Source organism: Phenylobacterium parvum (genome assembly GCF_003150835.1).
GTDB classification, from domain to species: Bacteria; Pseudomonadota; Alphaproteobacteria; order Caulobacterales; family Caulobacteraceae; genus Phenylobacterium; species Phenylobacterium parvum.
Genome location: NZ_CP029479.1, coordinates 1,940,085 through 1,958,468, shown reverse-complemented (window position 1 = coordinate 1,958,468; position 18,384 = coordinate 1,940,085). Strand labels below are relative to the sequence as shown.

Sequence of the window (18,384 nt, the reverse complement as noted above, 5' to 3'; positions counted from 1 at the left end):
GGGATAGAGGGGGAAACCGATGACCGACCTGTTCGCACCGATGAGCTTCATCCGCGGTCCGGAGATGAAGAACCGGCTGATGCTGGCGCCGCTCACCAACCTGCAGAGCCATCCCGACGGGACGCTCTCCTACGACGAGCACCGCTGGCTCACCCTGCGCGCCCAGGGCGGCTTTGGCCTGACCATGACCGCGGCGGCCCATGTCCAGCGGATCGGCCAGGGCTTCCCCGGCCAGGTCGGCATCTTCTCCGACGTCCACATCCCGGGCCTCGCCCGCCTGGCGGAGGACATCCGCAAGGCGGGCAGCCTCGGGGTCGTTCAGCTGCACCACGCCGGCATGCGCTCGCCCGCCGCCCTGATCGGCGAGGCGCCGGTCTGCCCCTCGGAGGACGCCGGTACGGGCTCCCGCGCCCTGACCCTGGATGAGGTCCACCAGCTGCGTGATGACTTCGTCGCCGCCGCCGTCCGCGCCGACAAGGCCGGCTTCGATGGCGTGGAGATCCACGGCGCCCACGGCTATGTGCTCTGCCAGTTCCTCAGCGCCGAGACCAATCGCCGCACCGACGCCTACGGCGGCTCGCCCGAGAACCGCGCCCGCCTGATCCTCGAGATCATCGACGGCGTCCGGGCCGCCTGCCGCGCCGATTTCAACCTCGGCCTGCGCCTGTCGCCCGAGCGGTTCGGCCTCAGCCTGATGGAGGTCCGCGACCTCGCCGGCCGCCTCCTGTCCGAGGCGAGGATCGACTACCTCGACATGTCCCTCTGGGATTGTTTCAAGGAACCGGTCGAGGAGGCCCATCGCGGCCGGACCCTCATGTCGTTCTTCACCGACCTGCCCCGCGGGGACGTGCGCCTCGGCGTCGCCGGCAAGCTCATGAGCGCCGCCGACGCCAGGGCCATGCTGGACGCCGGCGCCGACTTCGTCCTCCTCGGCCGGGCCGCCATCCTGCACCACGACTGGCCCCAGAAGGCCCGCGCCAACCCCGACTTCCGCCCCGTCAGCCTCCCGGTCTCCCGCTCCCATCTCGAGGCTGAGGGCCTGGGCCCGACCTTCGTGAACTACATGAGCACCTGGGCCGGCTTCGTCGAAGGCTAGCAACGCCTCAATTGCTCCCCCAAGGGGGAGCTCCCGGCGAAGCCGGGTGAGGGGGTCGACGGCCCCTCAGCTGACCCCCTCCGGCCCGCTTCGCGGTCCACCTCCCCCTGGGGGGAGGAATTACTGAGCCGTTGCTCCCCCAAGGGGGAGCTCCCGGCGAAGCCGGGTGAGGGGGTCGACGGCCCCTCAGCTGACCCCCTTCGGCCCGCTTCGCGGTCCACCTTCCCCTGGGGGGAGGAATCACTAAGCCGTTGCTCCCCCAAGGGGGAGCTCCCGGCGAAGCCGGGTGAGGGGGTCGACGGCCTCGCCGACAACCTGTTGATCCCCAACAGCTAGCGGGTTGCGCCGGAGGCCCTCCAGCGTTCAAGTGGGGTTTGCACCGGGGGAGACCAGGACATGTTCCGCGCCGAGAACGCCCAGAGCCTTCTGGGCCTGGCCGTCATCATGGGCCTGTGCTGGGCCCTGTCCGAGAACCGCCGCGCCTTTCCCTGGCGGCTGGCGGGCGGCGCCCTCCTGATCCAGCTCCTGCTGGTGCTGGGCCTGTTCGGCCTGCCGCCCCTGCGGGCCGTGGTGGCCGCCCTCGGCCAGGGGGTCGAGGCCCTCGCCGCCGCCACCCAGACCGGCGTGGCCTTCGTCTTCGGCTACCTCGCGGGCGGGGAGGGCCAGCCCTACGCCGTCGCCAATTCCGGCGCCCTCTTCGTCTTCGCCTTCCGGGTCCTGCCGGTCATCCTGGTGGTCTGCGCCCTGGCGGCGCTGCTCTGGCACTGGAAGATCCTCAAGGTCCTCACCCGGGGCTTCGGCTTCGTCTTCGAGAAGACCATGGGCCTGCGCGGCCCGCCCGCCCTGGCCGTCGCCGCCACCATCTTCATGGGCCAGGTCGAGGGGCCGATCTTCATCCGAAGCTACCTCGCCCGGCTGAGCCGCTCCGAGCTCTTCATGCTGATCACCGTCGGCATGAGCTGCGTGGCCGGCTCGACCATGGTGGCCTACGCCGCCATCCTGAAGGATTTCCTGCCCAACGCCGCGGCCCACGTCATCACCGCCTCCATCATCTCGGCGCCGGCGGGGGTGCTCCTCGCCCGGATCCTCGTGCCCCGGGATCGCGTCGCCGAGCAGGCCGATCCCCTCGATCACGGTCCGGACAAGGTCTACGAGAGCAGCATCGATGCGGTGATCCGGGGCGCCTCCGACGGCCTTCAGATCGCCCTCAACATCGGCGCGACCCTGATCGTCTTCGTGGCCATCGCCGCCCTGCTGAACGGGGTCCTCGGCCTCCTGCCCGACGTGGCCGGCGCCCCCCTGACCCTCGAGCGCATCCTGGGACTCATCTTCGCCCCCCTGGTCTGGCTGACCGGTGTTCCCGCCGAGGACGCCCGCCTCGCCGGCTCCCTCCTGGGGGTCAAGCTGGTCCTGACCGAGTTCTCCGCCTTCATACAGCTGGGCGCGACGCCCCTGGAGGCCATCGATCCGCGCACCCGGGTCCTGATGACCTACGCCCTCTGCGGTTTCGCCAACATCGCCTCGGTGGGAATGAACGTGGCCGGCTACTCCGTCCTCGTGCCCGAGCGCCGCTCCGAGGTCATCGGCATGGTCTGGAAGGCCATGTTCGCCGGCTTCCTCGCCACCTGCCTGTCCGCCGCCGTCGTGGGTCTCCTGCCCCGCGAACTCTTCCACTGAGCCGCTGGAACGGGAGTTCCCCATGAAGCTCTACGACACGCCCCTCGCCCCCAATCCCCGCCGTGTGCGCTGGTTCATGGCCGAGAAGGGGATCGAGGACGTCGAGATCGTCCGCATCAACATCATGGAGGGCGACCACAAGACGCCCGACTACATTCAGCGTTTTGGCCTCGCCAATATCCCGGCCCTGGAACTGGACGACGGGACCTGCCTCACCGAGAGCCTGGCCATCTGCCGATACCTCGAGAGCCGCTACCCGCAGGGCAACCTGTTCGGCGCCACGCCGGAAGAGGCCGCCGTCATCGAGATGTGGACCCGCCGCGGCGAGCTCCTGGTCGCCTGGCCCCTCATGCTGGCCGTCCGCCACACCCACCCGGCCCTGGCCCGGCTGGAGACCCAGGTCCCCGCCATCGCCGAGGCCAACCGTACGGCGGGCCTGCGGGGCCTGAAGGTCCTCGACCGCCAGCTTCGCGACCATGAATGGCTGGCCGGCGAGCGCCTCACCATCGCCGACATCGTCGCCTTCATCGGCATCGACTTCACCCGGATGATCAAGCTGGAGATCCCGGCGGAGCTGGAAGGCGTGCACCGCTGGATGGCCGCCATGCGCGCCCGCCCGGCGGCGACCGTGGCGGTCTGAGGCCCGTAGTTTGCTCCCCCAAGGGGGAGCTGTCGGCAAAGCCGACTGAGGGGGTCAACGGCGGTCTGGTTGACCCCCTCCGGCCCGCTGCGCGGTCTACCTCCCCCTGATGGGGAGGAATGACTCAGCAATTGCTCCCCCGAGGGGGAGCTCCCGGCGAAGCCGGGTGAGGGGGTCGACGGAGCTTCAACCGCTCACCGAAGACCCCCGCCTCACCCCCCCTTGATCAGCTCCAGCGACCGCACCCGGCTGTCCAGGTCCGGCCCTACGGCCATGACGAACAGCTCGTCCGCCCCGGTCGCCTCGGCCTTCTGCGCCAAACCTCGGCGCACGGTCTCCGGATCACCCACGATCGCCCGAGCGATCACGCCGGCCAGGCGGGGGTCGTCGCGGCGGGCCTCCAGGAAGGCGAGGGCGTCCTCGATACGGGGAAAGCGCGGCCGCTCGCCGTCTGCGCCGGGGCCGTCCAGGCCGGCGAGGGCGCTGGCCCGCATGGGGGCGGCGAGGCGCTCGGCGGCCTCGGCGGTCTCCGCGGCCAGGGCGATGGTCGCCACCGCCGCCCAGCCCTGCTCACGGAAGGCCGAGGGGGTGAAGGCGGCGCGATAGGCGCTCACCGCCGGGCCGCCGTCAGCCCGGGCGATGAACTCGGCGAAGACCATGCCCACCCCGGCGCGGCCGGCGAAGTCGGCGGTCTCCGGCGAGGAGCAGAGGAGGAAGAGGTCGGGGTGCGAGGGCCCCGAGGGCGAGGCGTGGATGCCCCGGGCCGGATGGGCCTCGGTGATCGGCTCCACCCCGCCGGCGTCCAGCAGCCAGGCGTTGAGCAGGGCGAAGTACTGGGGGAAGGCCTCCGACCCCGCCGAGCGCAGGGCCCCGCCGGTCCGCCCGTCCGTCCCCAGGGCCCGGCCGACGCCCAGGTCGATCCGCCCCGGCGCCAGGGCCTCCAGGGCCATGAAGACCTCCGCCACCTTCAGGGGCGAATAGTTGACCAGCATGACCCCGCCCGAGCCGAGGCGGATGGTCTTGGTGGCCTGGGTCAGGGCGGCCATCAGGATCTCGGGCGATGCCGAGGCCAGGCTGCGCATGTTGTGGTGCTCGGCCACCCAGAACCGGTCATAGCCCAGCCGCTCGGCCGCCTGGGCCACGGCGATCGTTTCCCGCATGGCCTCAGCCTGCGTGGCCTCGCCGCCAACCGGCGACAGGTCCAGGACGGAGAGCCGCGCCTTCAAGTCCGCTTGCCGGTCTTCTTGATGACGGCGGAGAAGGAAAACACCGTCTGGCCCTCCACGGTCATCAGGCCGCGCAGGAAGATGAGGCTCCGTCCGCCCTTCACCACCTCGCCCCGGCACTCCAGGAGGGCGCCGAGGGGAACGGCTCCCACGAAGTCGGCGTTGAAGTTGGCGGTCACGCTGTGGCCGTCCTGCAGGTGCTCGCGCGCAAAGACGAAGATGGCGTAGTCGGCAAAGGTCATCAGGGCCCCGCCGTGCATGAAGCCGCCGCCGTTCATGTGCTGGGCCTCGGTCCGCATGGCGCAGACCGGCGCGCCTGCCGCGTCGAGGCGGTAATAGAAGGGGCCGGCGTGCTCCTCGAACGGGTCCGAGCCATAGGCGATCCAGCCCGCCCAGGGCCCCTCGGTCACCGTCTCGTGGCGCCAGGTCTGCGCGCCGTCATCACCATCGGCCATGGACTGCCTCCCCGCGCCGCCCCCGACCGCCGGCCGGCGTGCGCCAGACGCCTTTGCCAAACCCCGCGCCGGTCCGCCAGTGTTTCCGGACGGGTCCGCCTACCAGAGCCGCTTGACTGCAGAGTCGTCGAAGCGCGCCTCGTTGGAGACCAGCACCATGTCCTCGGCCAGGGCCTGGGCGATCAGCAGCCTGTCGAACGGATCCTTGTGGGCGATGCCCATCTCGCCGGCCAGTCGGGCGTGCCGGACGCTGATCGACAGCTCCGAGAAGCCCTGGTCGGCGACGATGGCCTCGAAGTCCTGCGCCAGCAGGGCGGCGTCCGGCAGCTTGCCGATCCGGTGCTTGGTGGCGACCTCCATGGCCGAGGCGGCGCTGACGGCGACGGTGTTGGCCTCGTCGGCTATGGCGTCGCGCGCACGAAGGCTCAGCTTCTCATCTCCCGCCAGCCACCAGATGAGGGCGTGGGTGTCGAGCAGGAGTCTCACGGAAGGTTCCAGCCCTCGAGCTCGTCATGGGGCAGGGGCTCGTCGAACCGGGCGTCCATGGCGATCCTGCCCTTGAGCGCGCCGAACCGCCGCCGTCCGGGCGAGGTGAGCGGCGCCAGCCGAACGACCGGCGAGTTCCCCCGCGCGATCACCACCTCTTCCCCGGCGAGCGCCCGCGCGATGAGGCGGGACAGTTGGGTCTTGGCGTCATGAACGGAATACTGGGCCATGGGCGCCTCCTTAGCTAAGGATATGGCTAACCTGCGCCAGCCTGCAAGCTCTGTCCAACGGTTCCATCACCGACACAAGAACGACGGCCTTCCGCAGGGAGGGCCGCCGTCGCGAAACCGCAGGGTCAAATCCGGGATGGAGAGAGGTGCGGCGGCCGGTCCCGGCCCCGGGGGGGCTGGGGGGGCGTTCAGGGGCCGGAACCAGGTCCGACCGCCGACCTTGCCAACCTGACGGGCGGATGTGTCCGGGTCGGGTCCGGATTAAGGCCCTTTCGGGGCTTTTTCAGCCGTCAGGGGGCCGGCAGCTCGGCGACGCGGGCCGCAAAGCCGGCGAACATGTCCCGCATGGGACCCGCTATGGCCGGGTCCGTGCTCGCGAGTGTCCCGCCGGGAAACGGGGGCTCGGGCTTGTACTCCGCCTGCAACATGAGCGCCTGGGCGTAAGGCCGGCCCCGGAGGCGCTCCACGACGGCGATGGCGAAGTCGAGGCCGGCCGAGACGCCGGCTCCGGTCACGACCGGTCCGTCCATGACCACCCTGGCGTCTGTCGGGATCGCCCCGAAGTGCTCCAGCATGTCCCTGACCACCCAGTGCGAGGTCGCACGGCGACCGCGAAGGACGCCTGCGGCGCCGAGAACGAGTGAGCCAGTGCAGACACTGGTCACACAGGTGGCGCGGGACGCGCGATCCGCCACGAAGGCCCGCACCACCGGGTCGGACGCTACAGCCAGGGTTCCCGTGGAGCCCCCCGGCACGAACAGAACCGTCAGATCCTTCGGACAGTCGGCAAGGGTCGCGGTCGGGGCGATGGCGAGGCCGAGGTCGCTGGACACGGGCGACAGGTCGCCGGTCGTGGTCACCAGATGGACCTTTGCGCCCATCATCGAGGCGAAGAAGTAGTGGGGACCGACCAGGTCCAGGGCGGTGAACCCGGGATAGAGCAGCATGGCGACCTCCTCGTCCCCGTGCATGTTCAGTCCGGGAACCGACATGAGCTGGGTGCGGGCGTCGGCCGCAGCGGCGTCGACAGTCTTCAGGGTTGGCGGAGCGGGGGCAGTCATGGCGACCTCGAGTGTGAGAAGGGGGGAAAGGGCGGTCAGGGCTGTGACACCGCCAAGGAGAGTCCGGCGATCAGGGCTCAATTCTGGTCTCCGGCTTCCGTAAGGGCGCCCGCCCCCCTTGAGCGGGCGGGGGCGACAGCAAGGCCATGACGGCGGCGGTGAGGAAGAGACGGCTTTTCATTGGGAACGCTCCTGACCCCCGACCAGCGGACACTTCGGCTTGAAACCCGGGGGGGATGAACACCTGGGCGACCGGGCCTTGCAGCCCGGCCAGCGATCATGGTCGCGGCCGGATCCCACAGGATGCTCGGCCGGGCCGCCGGGAGGCGGCGGTCAGGTCAGGATAGGGGAGGGCCCGTGGAGGGCGGGGGCGGCGCAGCAAGCCCGAGGCCGGGGCGAAGGGTCTCCTGCAGGGCGTAGACCCCATGGCGCGACAGGTCGCCAATGGGCGACGAGACCCCTGGTGAGACTGGTGGGACGTCGACGGCGCCGACACCGGCGAAGGCGCAAGGCGCATCCTTCATTCCGGCCGCGGCGTCTGTCTCGCCAGGTTCGCGGTCCGGTTCCTGGATCCCCTGGCTGGTGCAGAGGGCGTACCCGGAGGGCGAGTCCGGAGCGAACATATAGCCCGACGGCGTCAGGACGCGCAGCGTCACGGAGAGCAGGGCCAGCACCAGCCATGCCCGGCATCGCCAACCTCGCGCGTGAAGGCCCCGCCTCATGACGGTCCGATAGCGCAGGTGCGCCGGCTTGTCGCCAGATTCCAGGTCAGGCCCCTTCCCAGGTCCTCACCCCACCCTCCGCCCCGCCCGGAACCTTACCGGCATGGTTCGCGGCCCGGAGATGAAGTTGCTGGCCAGCCATTCGGGCGGCGTTATGCGCTCCACCTCTTCCATCCGGGAGAGCACCTCCACCAGCATGGCGTCGATCTCGATGCGGGCGATGTGCTGGCCCAGGCACACGTGCGGGCCGTTGCCGAAGGCGATGTGCTCGTTCTGCGCCCGGGCCAGGTCCAGCTGGTCCGCGCGGTCGAACCGGGCCGGGTCGCGGTTGGCCGCGCCGAAGTACATGACCACCTTGTCGCCCTGGCGGATCGTCTTGCCCCCCAGCTCGGCGTCGGCCCTGGCCGTGCGGCGCATGTAGATCACCGGGGTGGTCCAGCGCAGCAGCTCCTCCCGGGCGGCGGGCAGGCGGCCGGGCAGGTCGGCCTTCAGCCAGGCCAGCTGGTCGGGATGGTCCAGCATGGCGTTCAGGCCGCTGGCCAGCAGATTGCGGGTGGTGTCGCCGCCGGCGTCGATCAGCAGCAGGAAGAAGAGCAGGAACTCCATGTCCTCCAGCCGCCGCCCGTCCACCTCGCAGGCCAGCAGGCGCGAGGCCAGGTCGTCGCCGGGGCGGGCGCGCTTCTCGGCCATCAGCTTCGAGCCGTGCTCGAACATCTTCATCACCGCCTGGGCGCCGGCGCCGGTGCGCGAAGGTCCTCAAACTAGCTGACATGCTGGCCGCCTCGCTCGAGGATATACTGGCCTACTCGGCTTTCCCGAAGAACCATCGGCGCGGATCTCCTGCACAAACCCGCCGGAAAAGCCGAACAGCAAGTTCAAGCGAAGAGCCGCTGTTATCGACATCTTCCCGAATTCCGCCACGGGCATTCGCGTCGTCGACGCGCTGATTCTGGAGCAATCTGATAACTGGGCGGTGTCGCGTAGCTACATGATGCTAGAAACAATCGGCTCGGTGAGCCATAACCCGGTTGTCAGCTTGCCAACTCTGACCACCTGACCCGAACCTGATACTGACGCAGATCGACGGTTCCGACTCCAGCCTTTGGGACGCGACCTCGACTCGCCAAGCAGCATGGTAGGTGAAAGTAAACGCTCAACATCACCGAGCGTTCATTCGCGTTTGAAGATTTTGAGTTTTAGTCCAGATCATGCCGAACAATCGATTTCGAGCGAAATATCAGCACCTGAGGCGGGGCACGTGAGTCGTCCATTATTGAACAAATCCCTTGAAGAGCTCAACGGTATAGTCACCCGAAACTTTAGCAACATTGCTGAGCTTGATCTTGTTCGCTGCGAGCTGGTCCATCGTCATACTGATGGTGCAAGGCGACTATTGAGCAGCGTTGAACAGCAGATTGTATTGTTAACGGATTCCAAATCGACGCAGGACGATACCGCGGTTGCGCCAGCCAACTCCACTTCGCCCCGGCATCCGCAGATTCGGGAGTGGACCGATGAAGCCGTTGCAAAGCTTCGCTCCAAATTGATTGACCTATCGCGCCGATCGCCGCTGATCGCGTTCAATCATACATCACGCAGTGCCAGTCAGCTTCGGTTCGTTGATGAGAGACCCGACCTGCTGTTCGAACAGCTCGGTTCTGGGAGTATGGGATTCGAACCATTGCCGGGCGAGGAGCAGACCCCGGCCGATGAACGAACACCCACTTTCGGGATTGCCTACGAACGTGCCCGCCTGACGGACGAAGAGTTCCTTGCTGCAACGGAAAAGCTCGGCGATGCCGAGGGCGACGCGCGGGCCTGGCAGGATGCCGAGCGCGGCCTTCGCAACCGGGTCCGCCAGCAGCTTGGCCTGCCAAAACTGGACTACGGGAAGGGCCTGGACGTTGCCGCGCTAGCGCGCGCACATGGTTTCGATCCTTCCTACGACCTCAGGATGAGCGATGACGGCGATGTCGCCGCGCATCATGAAGACGACCAGATCCGCGTTCTGCTGATCCGCAAGGAACTCGACCGTCGCCTTAGGTCGATCGATGACCGTGCCACCAGCCACCTGCGCGAAACTGGTCACCATACGCTCCACGTCGCCTTTGGCTTTGTGCAGTGGTTCGAGGACGACGAGTCCGACGTCGCCTCACATGCCCCACTGCTGCTGTTGCCCGTGAAGCTGGCGAAGGACGATGGCCGGGCGAAGAAGGATTATCGATTAAGCGTCTGGGAAGGCGGGCTTGAGGTCAACGTCGCGCTGGTTGAGAAGGCGCGCGAGCATTGGGGGCTTCAGCTTCCCTCTCTGCGCGAAAGTGAAACGCCGGAGTCCTATTTTCTCCGGGTGAAGGCGGTGCTCGCGCAGGGGCGACGGCTAACGCTGCGGACCTACGTCACGCTATCGGTTCTTCCGCCTATGATTCTCTGGCGCGATCTCGACCCTCAGAAATGGCCAGATGGCGCTTTTGCTGGACATCGATTGCTGCCTGGGCTTGTCGGAGCAGCAGAGATTGCGGGCGTTGATGGTGATGACACCCTCATCGATATCGACGATCCGGCGTTCGAGGCGAGGGTTCCCGCGCTTATCACCGATGCCGATGCATCGCAGCACAAAGCCATCATGGACATGGCCGCCGGCCGCGACATGGCAATTGAGGGCCCGCCGGGAACGGGCAAGTCACAGACGATCACAAATATGATCGCAACCGCCCTCTCACAGGGCAAACGCGTTCTTTTCGTTGCCGAAAAGCAGGCGGCGCTCCGCGTCGTTTCCGACCGCCTACGGGTAGCTGGATTCGGTCCGCTGCTGCTCGAGCTTCATGGCGACAAGGCAAGCCGAGCTGAAGTCTATGCTGGTGTGCGCGAGCGGCTCGGCACCATGCCGCAGTTCAACGCCCGCGCTCTTGAAGAAAAGCGGAGTGAGCTGCGTCGGCATCGTGATCTGCTCCGGCGCTATCTTTCGCTCGTCCGCACTCCTTTGGGCAAAACCGGAATGACGGCGCATGCCTTGGCGTGGCGAGAAATCCGCCTGCGCAAGCTGTTCGACCGTGACCAAGTCAGGGCGATTGAGTCGCGCTGGCATTTCAATGGCGTTTCCGCGCTCGAGCGTTCCACGATTCGGGAAGGCCGCGAGGTACTGGCGCAGTTTGGTAAGGCTCTTCTCGCAACACGGCCAGGTGAGGGAAGCGATGCTACCCGATGGACAATGGCCGACAAGTTGCACCCATTCGACCAGAGTGCAGCACTTGAGGCGGCCACCGCCGCGGGGCAGGCTGCTAGCGCAGTTGCGGGAGTCGCAGCCCGGCTAGCGGAACTGGGCATCGTTCTGCCAGGCCCTGGGGACGACGAAATCCTTGACGCTAGCGAACAGCTTTCAGCGCTCCCCGAATTCACCTGTTCTGACGAAACGATTGTCGGGGCGGCACTTCATCATCGTTCAGCCTGCCTCAAGCTTCTATCAGCGCAGGCTGAGTGGCAGAAGCAACGCGATGACATAGCAAATGATGTGGAGCGCCCCGAGTCTGTTGACTTGGCTGCCGCTCAAAGGTTGGCGGAGGCCTTGTGCGTCAATCGCTGCCCCGAGACACTTGCCGATGCGCGGCGCATTCAGGTCCTGCATGAACGACTGGGCGCATTGCTGGCCGGAGCTGGTCGCGACCTCGACCGTTTGAGCGGCAGGTTGGCGGATGGAGCGGGTACCGACACCGGCAAGGCCGAACAGGTCGTTCTAACCTTGGCTCGACTCGGGAAGGCCAAACCATCGATTGGCGCTCTCCTGTCAAACAGCCTTGTTGACGCGGTATCAGACGGCGTGATCGCAGCTGCTTCACGCGAGGCTGCGGCATTGCTGGCGGAGAGCGACTCCGTCACTTCGCTGATCCAGGCTGAGACGCTGAACGCTGACCCGGCTGAATTGGAAGAGCTTTCGGACACGATCGAATCCACGGGGGCGATGGCGCGGCTCTTCAGCGGCAGGTACAAATCCGCATGGCGGCGCGCTAGTCGGATCTGCAAAGGGTCTGTCGACCGCGCCCAAACGGCGTCCCTCTTGCGCAGAGCGGCCAGCTACATCCGGGCGCGGCGGACGTTTCATGACGATAACAAGGCCCGACCGCTATTCCCGGCAATGCTTTGGGATGGTCACGAGAGCGATTTCGCGTCTCTCGCCGCAGCGCGAGCCCTAATTCGCGAAGCAGCGGCTCAACTCGCGACGCTAGACGAAGCAGGCGCACTGCGCGGCTGGCTGGCCGCCGACGAAACGGAGCGCCAAACGCTGTCTGCCAGTTGTGATCGGCTCGGTGGCTTACTCTCTGAGATGACAGAAGCGGGTCTGGCGGACGTCGCACTCAGTGATTTGCTGAATAGCTGTTCCGATAGATCGACTGAGATGCGGAGAATCATTGAAGCCAGCACAGCAATGGGACTTAGAGATGACGCTCCATATCGTCGCAAGGTGGGCGGGACTATTGTGGATGCAGTGCTATTGCTTCATAGCTCGAAGGATACCTTTGGTGCGTTTCACAATCAGCCCATGTTCAGCTGGTTAGGAGACGTGGCAGAGCCCCTACACAATCTACAAACTAGCTTGGCAGAGCTTGATGCTTTGCATTCGATTGGCGGCCCTATCAACATCAAGGCGCTAATCAGCGGAACCGCCACGCCAGTCGCGCTGATCTCAGCGGTGAAGGCTTGTGCATCGGATCTGCGCGGTGTCGTTGCGAGTTGGGAGACCGCGTCCGATCAACTCTTGGACGAGGCCGAGCTCGACACTGCGGACCTGTGTGGCGAGCTTAACTGGGAACAAGCCTCGACCATACTTCGCGAACTAGGCGCCGACCAGCGGGGGATCAGCCTGGCCGCAGACCTCCTAAAATACCGAGCGGCAGTTGCAGCATGCAACCTCTCGCCGTTCGCAGATGCTGCGACGTTGCAGAAGGTACCCGCTGACCTGATCGACGATCTCTATGAGCTGGTCACTGTCTCTAAGCTCTTGAGCTCTTACCTAGGGGGCGACGGGCAGGAACTGGGACGTCTTGGCAGCCTGTCGCTGGATGCCGCAAGGCAGTCGTTCAAGAAGGTCGACAAGGACCTACACAAGCTTGAAGCCGCAGCAATTGTCGTACGGTGTCTTGCTGAAACACCGCCGACTGGGGTCGGGTATGGACGGAAGGCCGACTTCACGGAGCTGCGCTTGCTGGAGAGCGAGGTGGGGCTCACCCGTCCTAGGACGCCGCTCCGGGATGTTGTGCACCGTGCCGGTCGGGCCTTGCAGGTATTGAAGCCAGTCTGGATGATGTCCCCGACATCCATTGCCCAATTCATCCGTCCTGGGTCGCTCAATTTCGACCTCCTGATCATCGACGAAGCTTCACAGATGCGCCCGGAGTTTTCGGTAAGCTGCATTATGAGAGCCGACCAGTTCGTGGTCGTTGGTGATGCCAATCAGCTACCGCCAAGCGACCATTTTCAGGTTGTGGGCCTTGATGGCCGCTCAGACGATGGCGACGGGGTTGGAGTCGATGAAGGGACCGAATCCATCCTGGACCTAGCAAATCAGAGGTTCAGAACGAAGCCGCGCCTAAAGTGGCACTATCGATCTCAGCATGAGAGCCTCATCCAGTTTTCAAATCGCCAGTTTTACAATCGTGATCTAGTAGTTTTTCCCAGTCCGATGGCAAACGATGACGAACTGATGGGCGTGAAGTGCTTCTATGCACCATTATTCTACCCAGACACAGCTTATGAGTCGTCGCTCAACCAGCGTGAGGCGGAATTAGTTATCGAACAGGCTTTTGGGCTTATGCAGACCCATCCCGAGCGGTCAATCGGGATTGTTGCGATGAATGCCCAGCAAACGGAGCTGCTTCGGAACGAGTTCGACCGGCTGATCGTCGAAGAGGAGCGAGTCCGAAATTATGTCGAGGCATTTGCCGGGACGATCGATGAGTTCTTTATCAAAAATCTCGAAAACGTTCAGGGTGACGAGCGCGATATTATACTGATCTCGACCGTCTATGGGCCAGACAAGAATGGCGTTGTGCGGCAAAACTTCGGCCTGATGAATCGCGAGGCTGGTTGGCGACGGCTGAACGTACTTGTAACCCGTGCGAAGATGTCCTGCCGCCTGATCACGTCGCTTCGTCCCGATGACGTGAAGGTGACCGAGAAGTCCTCCAAGGGCGTGATCGCATTTAAGAGCTATTTGAACTACGCCCACGGCGGCGCCCACTACGACGACGCCTCGGGTGGCGAAACTGATAGCGATTTCGAGCTTTTCGTCGCCGATGCGTTGCGCCGAGGTGGCTACGACGTTGTGTATCAGGTTGGTGTAGAGAAGTTCCGAATTGATTTGGGAGTTCGACATGCAAGCTGTCCGGTGGGGTTCATCGCTGGCATTGAGTGTGATGGAGCTCCGTACCATTCGGGGTTAAGTGTCCGGGATCGAGACCATATTCGACAGACGATTCTCGAGAACTTGGGTTGGAATATCTATCGGGTGTGGTCGACAGATTGGTTCGCCGATCCAGCACGCGAAACAGCAAAGCTGCTGTCATGGCTGGAACGGGTTCGCGAACGGATTGCTCGAGAGCTTGGTTCAAAGGCGCAGCCAGATCAGGTTCCTAAGCCAAACCAGCGAAGCGCAGCTGCGCCGGTCCCACCGATTGAAAGCCGACCAGCAGTCGGCGCGTCAGAGGGTGTTGTTGTCTCCGAAGCTACGGCTGCCGACTCCCTGAGCGGTCCGCGTGAACCAAGGGGGCGTCAGCTCCGATCAATCGGAGATTTCGAGACTTATGAAGCGATCAGGGGCAATCTTTATGAGATATGGAGAGGCGAGAAGTTCCTGGGCGAGGTTGAGGTGGTGCGCCGCGCTAACTCAGCGCCGCGCCTTTACGGCGACCGCGCGATGACTGCCCAATCGGAGTATGAGGGGCGAGTCGAAGCAACGGGCGACGCCTTCACGTCCTTCGACTTGTACGCTGCCATGCGGGAGGTAGCATACCGCTCAAGTCGTGAGCCATTGACAGAATGAAAGTGGCGCATCGATCGATGCTACTGATTTTGCCTTGTGTTTTTTCAGGGGCTCACATCACGATCGAAGGCCTCACTGAGTTAGCGGGCCCCATCCTTGATGAGGAAAATTAGATCCTGAACATCACTTCCATGGGCTCCAGAAGATGAAGCTACGCGAAAGCTGATTTTACACTATACTGACCGTCATAATAGAGCGCCGCGATTGATCGGCCAACTAACTGCATTTCGACGCTATCACTCGAATTGTGCGAAGGCAGGTTCAGGTTGGGCCAACCTCATTGCGTCTCAGCGCCGCCCTGTTGGTCCAGGTCTCACTCCACCCCCACCCGCCGCCCCGCCCGGAACCGCACCGGCATGGTCCGCGGCCCGGAGATGAAGTTGCTGGCCAGCCATTCGGGCGGGGCGGTGCGCTCCACCTCTTCCATCCGCGAGAGCACCTCCACCAGCATGGCGTCGATCTCGATGCGGGCGATGTGCTGGCCCAGGCAGACGTGCGGGCCGTTGCCGAAGGCGATGTGCGCGTTCTGCGCCCGGGCCAGGTCCAGCTGGGCCGCGCGGTCGAACCGGGCCGGGTCGCGGTTGGCCGCGCCGAAGTACATGACCACCTTGTCGCCCTTGCGGATCGTCTTGCCCCCCAGCTCGGCGTCGGCCCTGGCCGTGCGGCGCATGTAGATCACCGGGGTGGTCCAGCGCAGCAGCTCCTCCCGGGCGGCGGGCAGGCGGCCGGGCAGGTCGGCCTTCAGCCAGGCCAGCTGGTCGGGATGGTCCAGCATGGCGTTCAGGCCGCTGGCCAGCAGATTGCGGGTGGTGTCGCCGCCGGCGTCGATCAGCAGCAGGAAGAAGAGCAGGAACTCCATGTCCTCCAGCCGCCGCCCGTCCACCTCGCAGGCCAGCAGGCGCGAGGCCAGGTCGTCGCCGGGGCGGGCGCGCTTCTCGGCCATCAGCTTCGAGCCGTACTCGAACATCTTCATCACCGCCTGGGCGCCGGCGCCGGGGGCCTGGGCCTCGGGGGCGGTGTGGATCACCTCGGTCAGCTTGTAGAGCTCGCGCCCGTCCTCCAGCGGCAGGCCCAGGAGCTCGGCGATGACGTAGGAGGGCATCTCGCCCGCCACCTCGGCCACGAAGTCGCACTCGCCCTTCTCGATCACCGCATCGACGATCTGGCGGGCCAGGGCCTGGATCCGCGCCTCGCGCATCTTCGCGGTCGGCAGGGTGAACTCCGAGCGGATGAGCTTGCGGAAGCCCGTATGGTCCGGCGGGTCCATCATCAGCATCATCTTGTAGGGCCCGAAGGCCGCCGACTCCTCCGCCGGGTCGGGGATCATGATGGTCGGCTCGGAGGAATAGGTCTCGAACCCCCGGTCCACGGCGCGCACGTCCGCATAGCGGGTGACCGCCCAGAAGCCCCGGCCGCCGGGCTCCTCGTGCCAGTGGACGGGGTCGTTCTCCCGCAGCCAGTCGTACTGGGCGAGGGGGTGGCCGGCGGCGAAGCTGGCGGGGGCCAGGAGGTCGATTTTCATGGCGGGGTCAGTCCTTCCACCAGGGGTACTGGGGCGGCATGTCGCTGGAGACCTTGCCGGGGAAGTCAGGCGCGCGCTTCTCCAGGAAGGCCGAGACGCCCTCGCGCACGTCGGGGCCGGCGCCCAGGGTCATGGCCATGGCGCCGTCCACCTTCAGGGCGCCCCAGGGGTCGGGCTCGCCGCTGAAGCGCCACAGCATCTGCCGGGTCAGGGCCACGGAGACGGGGGCGGTGTTCTCGGCGATCTCCCGGGCCAGCTCCCGGGCGCGGTCCATCAGGGCCTCGGGCTCCACCACCTCGGCCACCAGGCCGCCGGCCTTCGCCTCCTCGGCTTGGATCAGGGCGCCGGAGAGGCACCAGCGCAGGGCGGTGGGCAGGCCCACCAGCCGGGGCAGGAACCAGGCGCTGCCGGCCTCGGGCACCAGGCCCCGCCGGGCGAAGACAAAACCGATCCGGGCGCCCCTGGCCGCGATGCGGATGTCCATGGGCAGGGTCAGGGTCGCGCCCACCCCCACCGCCGCGCCGTTCAGGGCCGCGATGATGGGCTTGCGGCAGTTGAAGATGGCGCCGACGAAGCCGCCGCCCGAGCGCCGCCGCGCCGTCGTCCCGGCGTCGCCAAAGGCCACCGAGCCCTCGGCCTTTGCGTCGAACGCCCCCGCGCCCGAGGAGATGTCCGCCCCGGCGCAGAAGGCCCGGCCGGCGCCGGTGACGATGATCACCCGCACGCTGTCGTCCTCGTCGGCGCGCACGAAGGCGTCCTCGATCTCCAGGCCCATGGTCGCCGTGTAGGCGTTCAGCTTGTCGGGACGGTTGAGGGTCAGGGTCAGGACGGGGCCGTCCTGTTCCCAGAGCAGGGTCTCGTAGGTCATGCGTCCTCCCCGGGGGCCGGGCCCCTCTGTCACGCCGCCAATTGATGCGGCCTGACCCGGGGTCAGGCAAGGGGAAGTCAGGCCTCGCCGAGGGCCTTCAGGATGGCGGCCTGGAAGCGGGGGAGCAGGCGCTCCACGAAGGCGGGGTCCAGGCAGCGGGCGTCGTCGAGGGTCGTGTGGTGGAAGCGGTGGGCCCCGAACACGCCGAAGGCGGCGGGGTAGCCGGCCTTCAGGATCTCGGCCAGCTCGCCCGCGGCCGCCGGCCCGGCGGGGAGGGGGGCGTCCAGCCCGGCCTCGCCGGCGAAGCTTTCCTTCAGGATCTCAACGAGATGGGCTGATCCCATCAGCACCCTCGCCGGGTCGGGGCGGTCCAGGGGCTCAAGGCCCTGAGGCGTCTCCTCCCAGTCCCGGGCGGCGATGCCGGCGCCCAGGTGGACCCACAGGGCGGTCCGCTTCGGGTCCGGCGCCTCCCCGTGCAGGAAGGCCTCGGCGCCCAGGTTCTCATACTCGTGCCCGCTGGCGGAGACGACGACGATGTCGTGGTTTTTCAGGCGCTTGGCCATCCAGGGCAGGAGGGCCAGCCACAGGGCGACGCCTGGCCCGCGCTCGCCGGCGCAGGTGAACCAGCCCGAGCGCGGCGTCGACAGGATCACCGTCCTGCCCTTTCCGCGGTCGATCCGCCCGATGAGGTTGAAGGCGGGGCGCTGGCCGGCCTCGCCGTCGATGACCAGCCGCGCCGTCTGGCCCTCCCGGGCGGCGGCCAGGACGGGCCCGGCGTCCTTCGGGGCGAGGACCAGGGTCGGAACGCCGAAGGGCGGCGCCCCGGCCGGCGCATTCAGGGCGATGGCCTCGCCGGTCGGTCCGTTCGTGACGAGGAGGAGGCCGGCGGCGCCGGAGGCCCGGACCCGGTCCGGGAGGTCCCGGAGCTCGGCCTGGCGGACGCTCGACCAGCGTCGCGCGGGCAGGTCCATGAACACCAGGGCGCCCCCCGAGGGGGAGGCGGGTATCCCCCACGTCAGGGCGCCGGTGACGCCCCCCGGTCCTGTGACCCTGGCGGGCCCCTGGGCCACACCCTGCACGGACGTATTCCCCAGCGTCAGGGCGACGACGCCAGGACGGTGGGAGGGCGCTTCGAAGGCCTGCCTTTGCGTCCGGTATCCGAACCGCTTCAGCCGGCTCTCCATCCAGGCGCCGGAGTCCCTGTCTCCGGGTCCCCCCGACGCCTTGTCGCCCATGGCGACCCAGGTCTCGAGGTCGGTGCGGATGGAGATCAGGTCCTGCGAAAGGGCCGGCCCCGCCGCCAGCGGCGCGGCCGCGGCCCCGGCGACCACGCCCCTGCGGGTGGGATCGGAGGGCCCTGCCGCCACG

General features: G+C 66.6%; 15 protein-coding genes. 5 read left to right on the top strand and 10 right to left on the bottom strand.

Annotated features, from left to right (window positions below; genetic code table 11):
• Nucleotides 1-19 precede the first annotated feature (19 nt).
• The 3 genes from HYN04_RS09315 (at nucleotide 20) to HYN04_RS09305 (ending at nucleotide 3,413) form a co-directional block, all read left to right on the top strand.
• Nucleotides 20-1,096 (top strand): NADH:flavin oxidoreductase, encoded by a 1,077-nt coding sequence (locus HYN04_RS09315; protein WP_110450506.1) that lies wholly within the window; start codon nucleotides 20-22, stop codon nucleotides 1,094-1,096.
• 396 nt (nucleotides 1,097-1,492) lie between these two features.
• The gene (locus HYN04_RS09310; protein WP_110450505.1) at nucleotides 1,493-2,773 is read left to right on the top strand and encodes a NupC/NupG family nucleoside CNT transporter; all 1,281 of its coding nucleotides are present in this window, start codon (nucleotides 1,493-1,495) and stop codon (nucleotides 2,771-2,773) included.
• A gap of 22 nt (nucleotides 2,774-2,795) precedes the next feature.
• Nucleotides 2,796-3,413 (top strand): glutathione S-transferase family protein, encoded by a 618-nt coding sequence (locus HYN04_RS09305; RefSeq protein ID WP_110450504.1) that lies wholly within the window; start codon nucleotides 2,796-2,798, stop codon nucleotides 3,411-3,413.
• A 212-nt stretch (nucleotides 3,414-3,625) separates the two neighbouring features.
• On the opposite strand, the gene HYN04_RS09300 is transcribed toward HYN04_RS09305, so the two are convergent.
• The 7 genes from HYN04_RS09300 to HYN04_RS09270 form a co-directional block, all read right to left on the bottom strand.
• Nucleotides 3,626-4,639 carry an MsnO8 family LLM class oxidoreductase gene (locus tag HYN04_RS09300; RefSeq protein WP_110450503.1) on the bottom strand — a complete coding sequence of 338 codons (1,014 nt, stop codon included), beginning with the start codon at nucleotides 4,637-4,639 and terminating at the stop codon, nucleotides 3,626-3,628.
• Nucleotides 4,636-5,094, bottom strand: coding sequence for a PaaI family thioesterase (locus HYN04_RS09295; protein ID WP_110450502.1), 459 nt, complete (start codon nucleotides 5,092-5,094; stop codon nucleotides 4,636-4,638). The genes HYN04_RS09300 and HYN04_RS09295 overlap by 4 nt, the downstream gene beginning before the upstream one ends.
• Nucleotides 5,095-5,193: 99 nt before the next feature.
• Complete coding sequence (locus tag HYN04_RS09290; RefSeq protein WP_110450501.1) at nucleotides 5,194-5,580, bottom strand: type II toxin-antitoxin system VapC family toxin; 387 nt, start codon at nucleotides 5,578-5,580, stop codon at nucleotides 5,194-5,196.
• Nucleotides 5,577-5,810, bottom strand: a complete 234-nt coding sequence (locus HYN04_RS09285; RefSeq protein ID WP_110450500.1) for a type II toxin-antitoxin system Phd/YefM family antitoxin — start codon at nucleotides 5,808-5,810, stop codon at nucleotides 5,577-5,579. Before HYN04_RS09285 ends, HYN04_RS09290 begins: the two co-directional genes overlap by 4 nt.
• A 290-nt stretch (nucleotides 5,811-6,100) precedes the next feature.
• Complete coding sequence (locus HYN04_RS09280) at nucleotides 6,101-6,871, bottom strand: DJ-1/PfpI family protein (protein WP_110451368.1); 771 nt, start codon at nucleotides 6,869-6,871, stop codon at nucleotides 6,101-6,103.
• Nucleotides 6,872-7,209: 338 nt separating this feature from the next.
• A complete protein-coding gene (locus HYN04_RS09275) occupies nucleotides 7,210-7,545 on the bottom strand; it encodes a hypothetical protein (RefSeq protein ID WP_110450499.1) in 336 nt (111 codons plus the stop codon).
• 114 nt (nucleotides 7,546-7,659) lie between these two features.
• Nucleotides 7,660-8,313, bottom strand: a complete 654-nt coding sequence (locus tag HYN04_RS09270; protein ID WP_110450498.1) for a cytochrome P450 — start codon at nucleotides 8,311-8,313, stop codon at nucleotides 7,660-7,662.
• A gap of 115 nt (nucleotides 8,314-8,428) precedes the next feature.
• Here HYN04_RS09270 and HYN04_RS13830 point away from each other — a divergent pair, with 115 nt between their 5' ends.
• Both HYN04_RS13830 and HYN04_RS09260 read left to right on the top strand, forming a co-directional pair.
• Nucleotides 8,429-8,650 carry a transposase gene (locus HYN04_RS13830; RefSeq protein WP_110450497.1) on the top strand — a complete coding sequence of 74 codons (222 nt, stop codon included), beginning with the start codon at nucleotides 8,429-8,431 and terminating at the stop codon, nucleotides 8,648-8,650.
• Between the two features lie 75 nt (nucleotides 8,651-8,725).
• Nucleotides 8,726-14,626 carry a DUF4011 domain-containing protein gene (locus tag HYN04_RS09260; RefSeq protein WP_110450496.1) on the top strand — a complete coding sequence of 1,967 codons (5,901 nt, stop codon included), beginning with the start codon at nucleotides 8,726-8,728 and terminating at the stop codon, nucleotides 14,624-14,626.
• 313 nt (nucleotides 14,627-14,939) lie between these two features.
• Here the strand turns inward: HYN04_RS09260 and HYN04_RS09255 are convergent, their stop codons facing one another.
• From HYN04_RS09255 to HYN04_RS13485, 3 genes are all read right to left on the bottom strand, one after another.
• Nucleotides 14,940-16,148 (bottom strand): cytochrome P450, encoded by a 1,209-nt coding sequence (locus tag HYN04_RS09255; protein ID WP_110450495.1) that lies wholly within the window; start codon nucleotides 16,146-16,148, stop codon nucleotides 14,940-14,942.
• 7 nt (nucleotides 16,149-16,155) lie between these two features.
• On the bottom strand, nucleotides 16,156-17,016 hold the full coding sequence (locus HYN04_RS09250) for an enoyl-CoA hydratase-related protein (RefSeq protein ID WP_110450494.1): 861 nt from the start codon (nucleotides 17,014-17,016) through the stop codon (nucleotides 16,156-16,158).
• Nucleotides 17,017-17,093: 77 nt separating this feature from the next.
• Nucleotides 17,094-18,383 (bottom strand): hypothetical protein, encoded by a 1,290-nt coding sequence (locus HYN04_RS13485; protein WP_162599614.1) that lies wholly within the window; start codon nucleotides 18,381-18,383, stop codon nucleotides 17,094-17,096.
• Nucleotide 18,384: the final 1 nt, after the last annotated feature.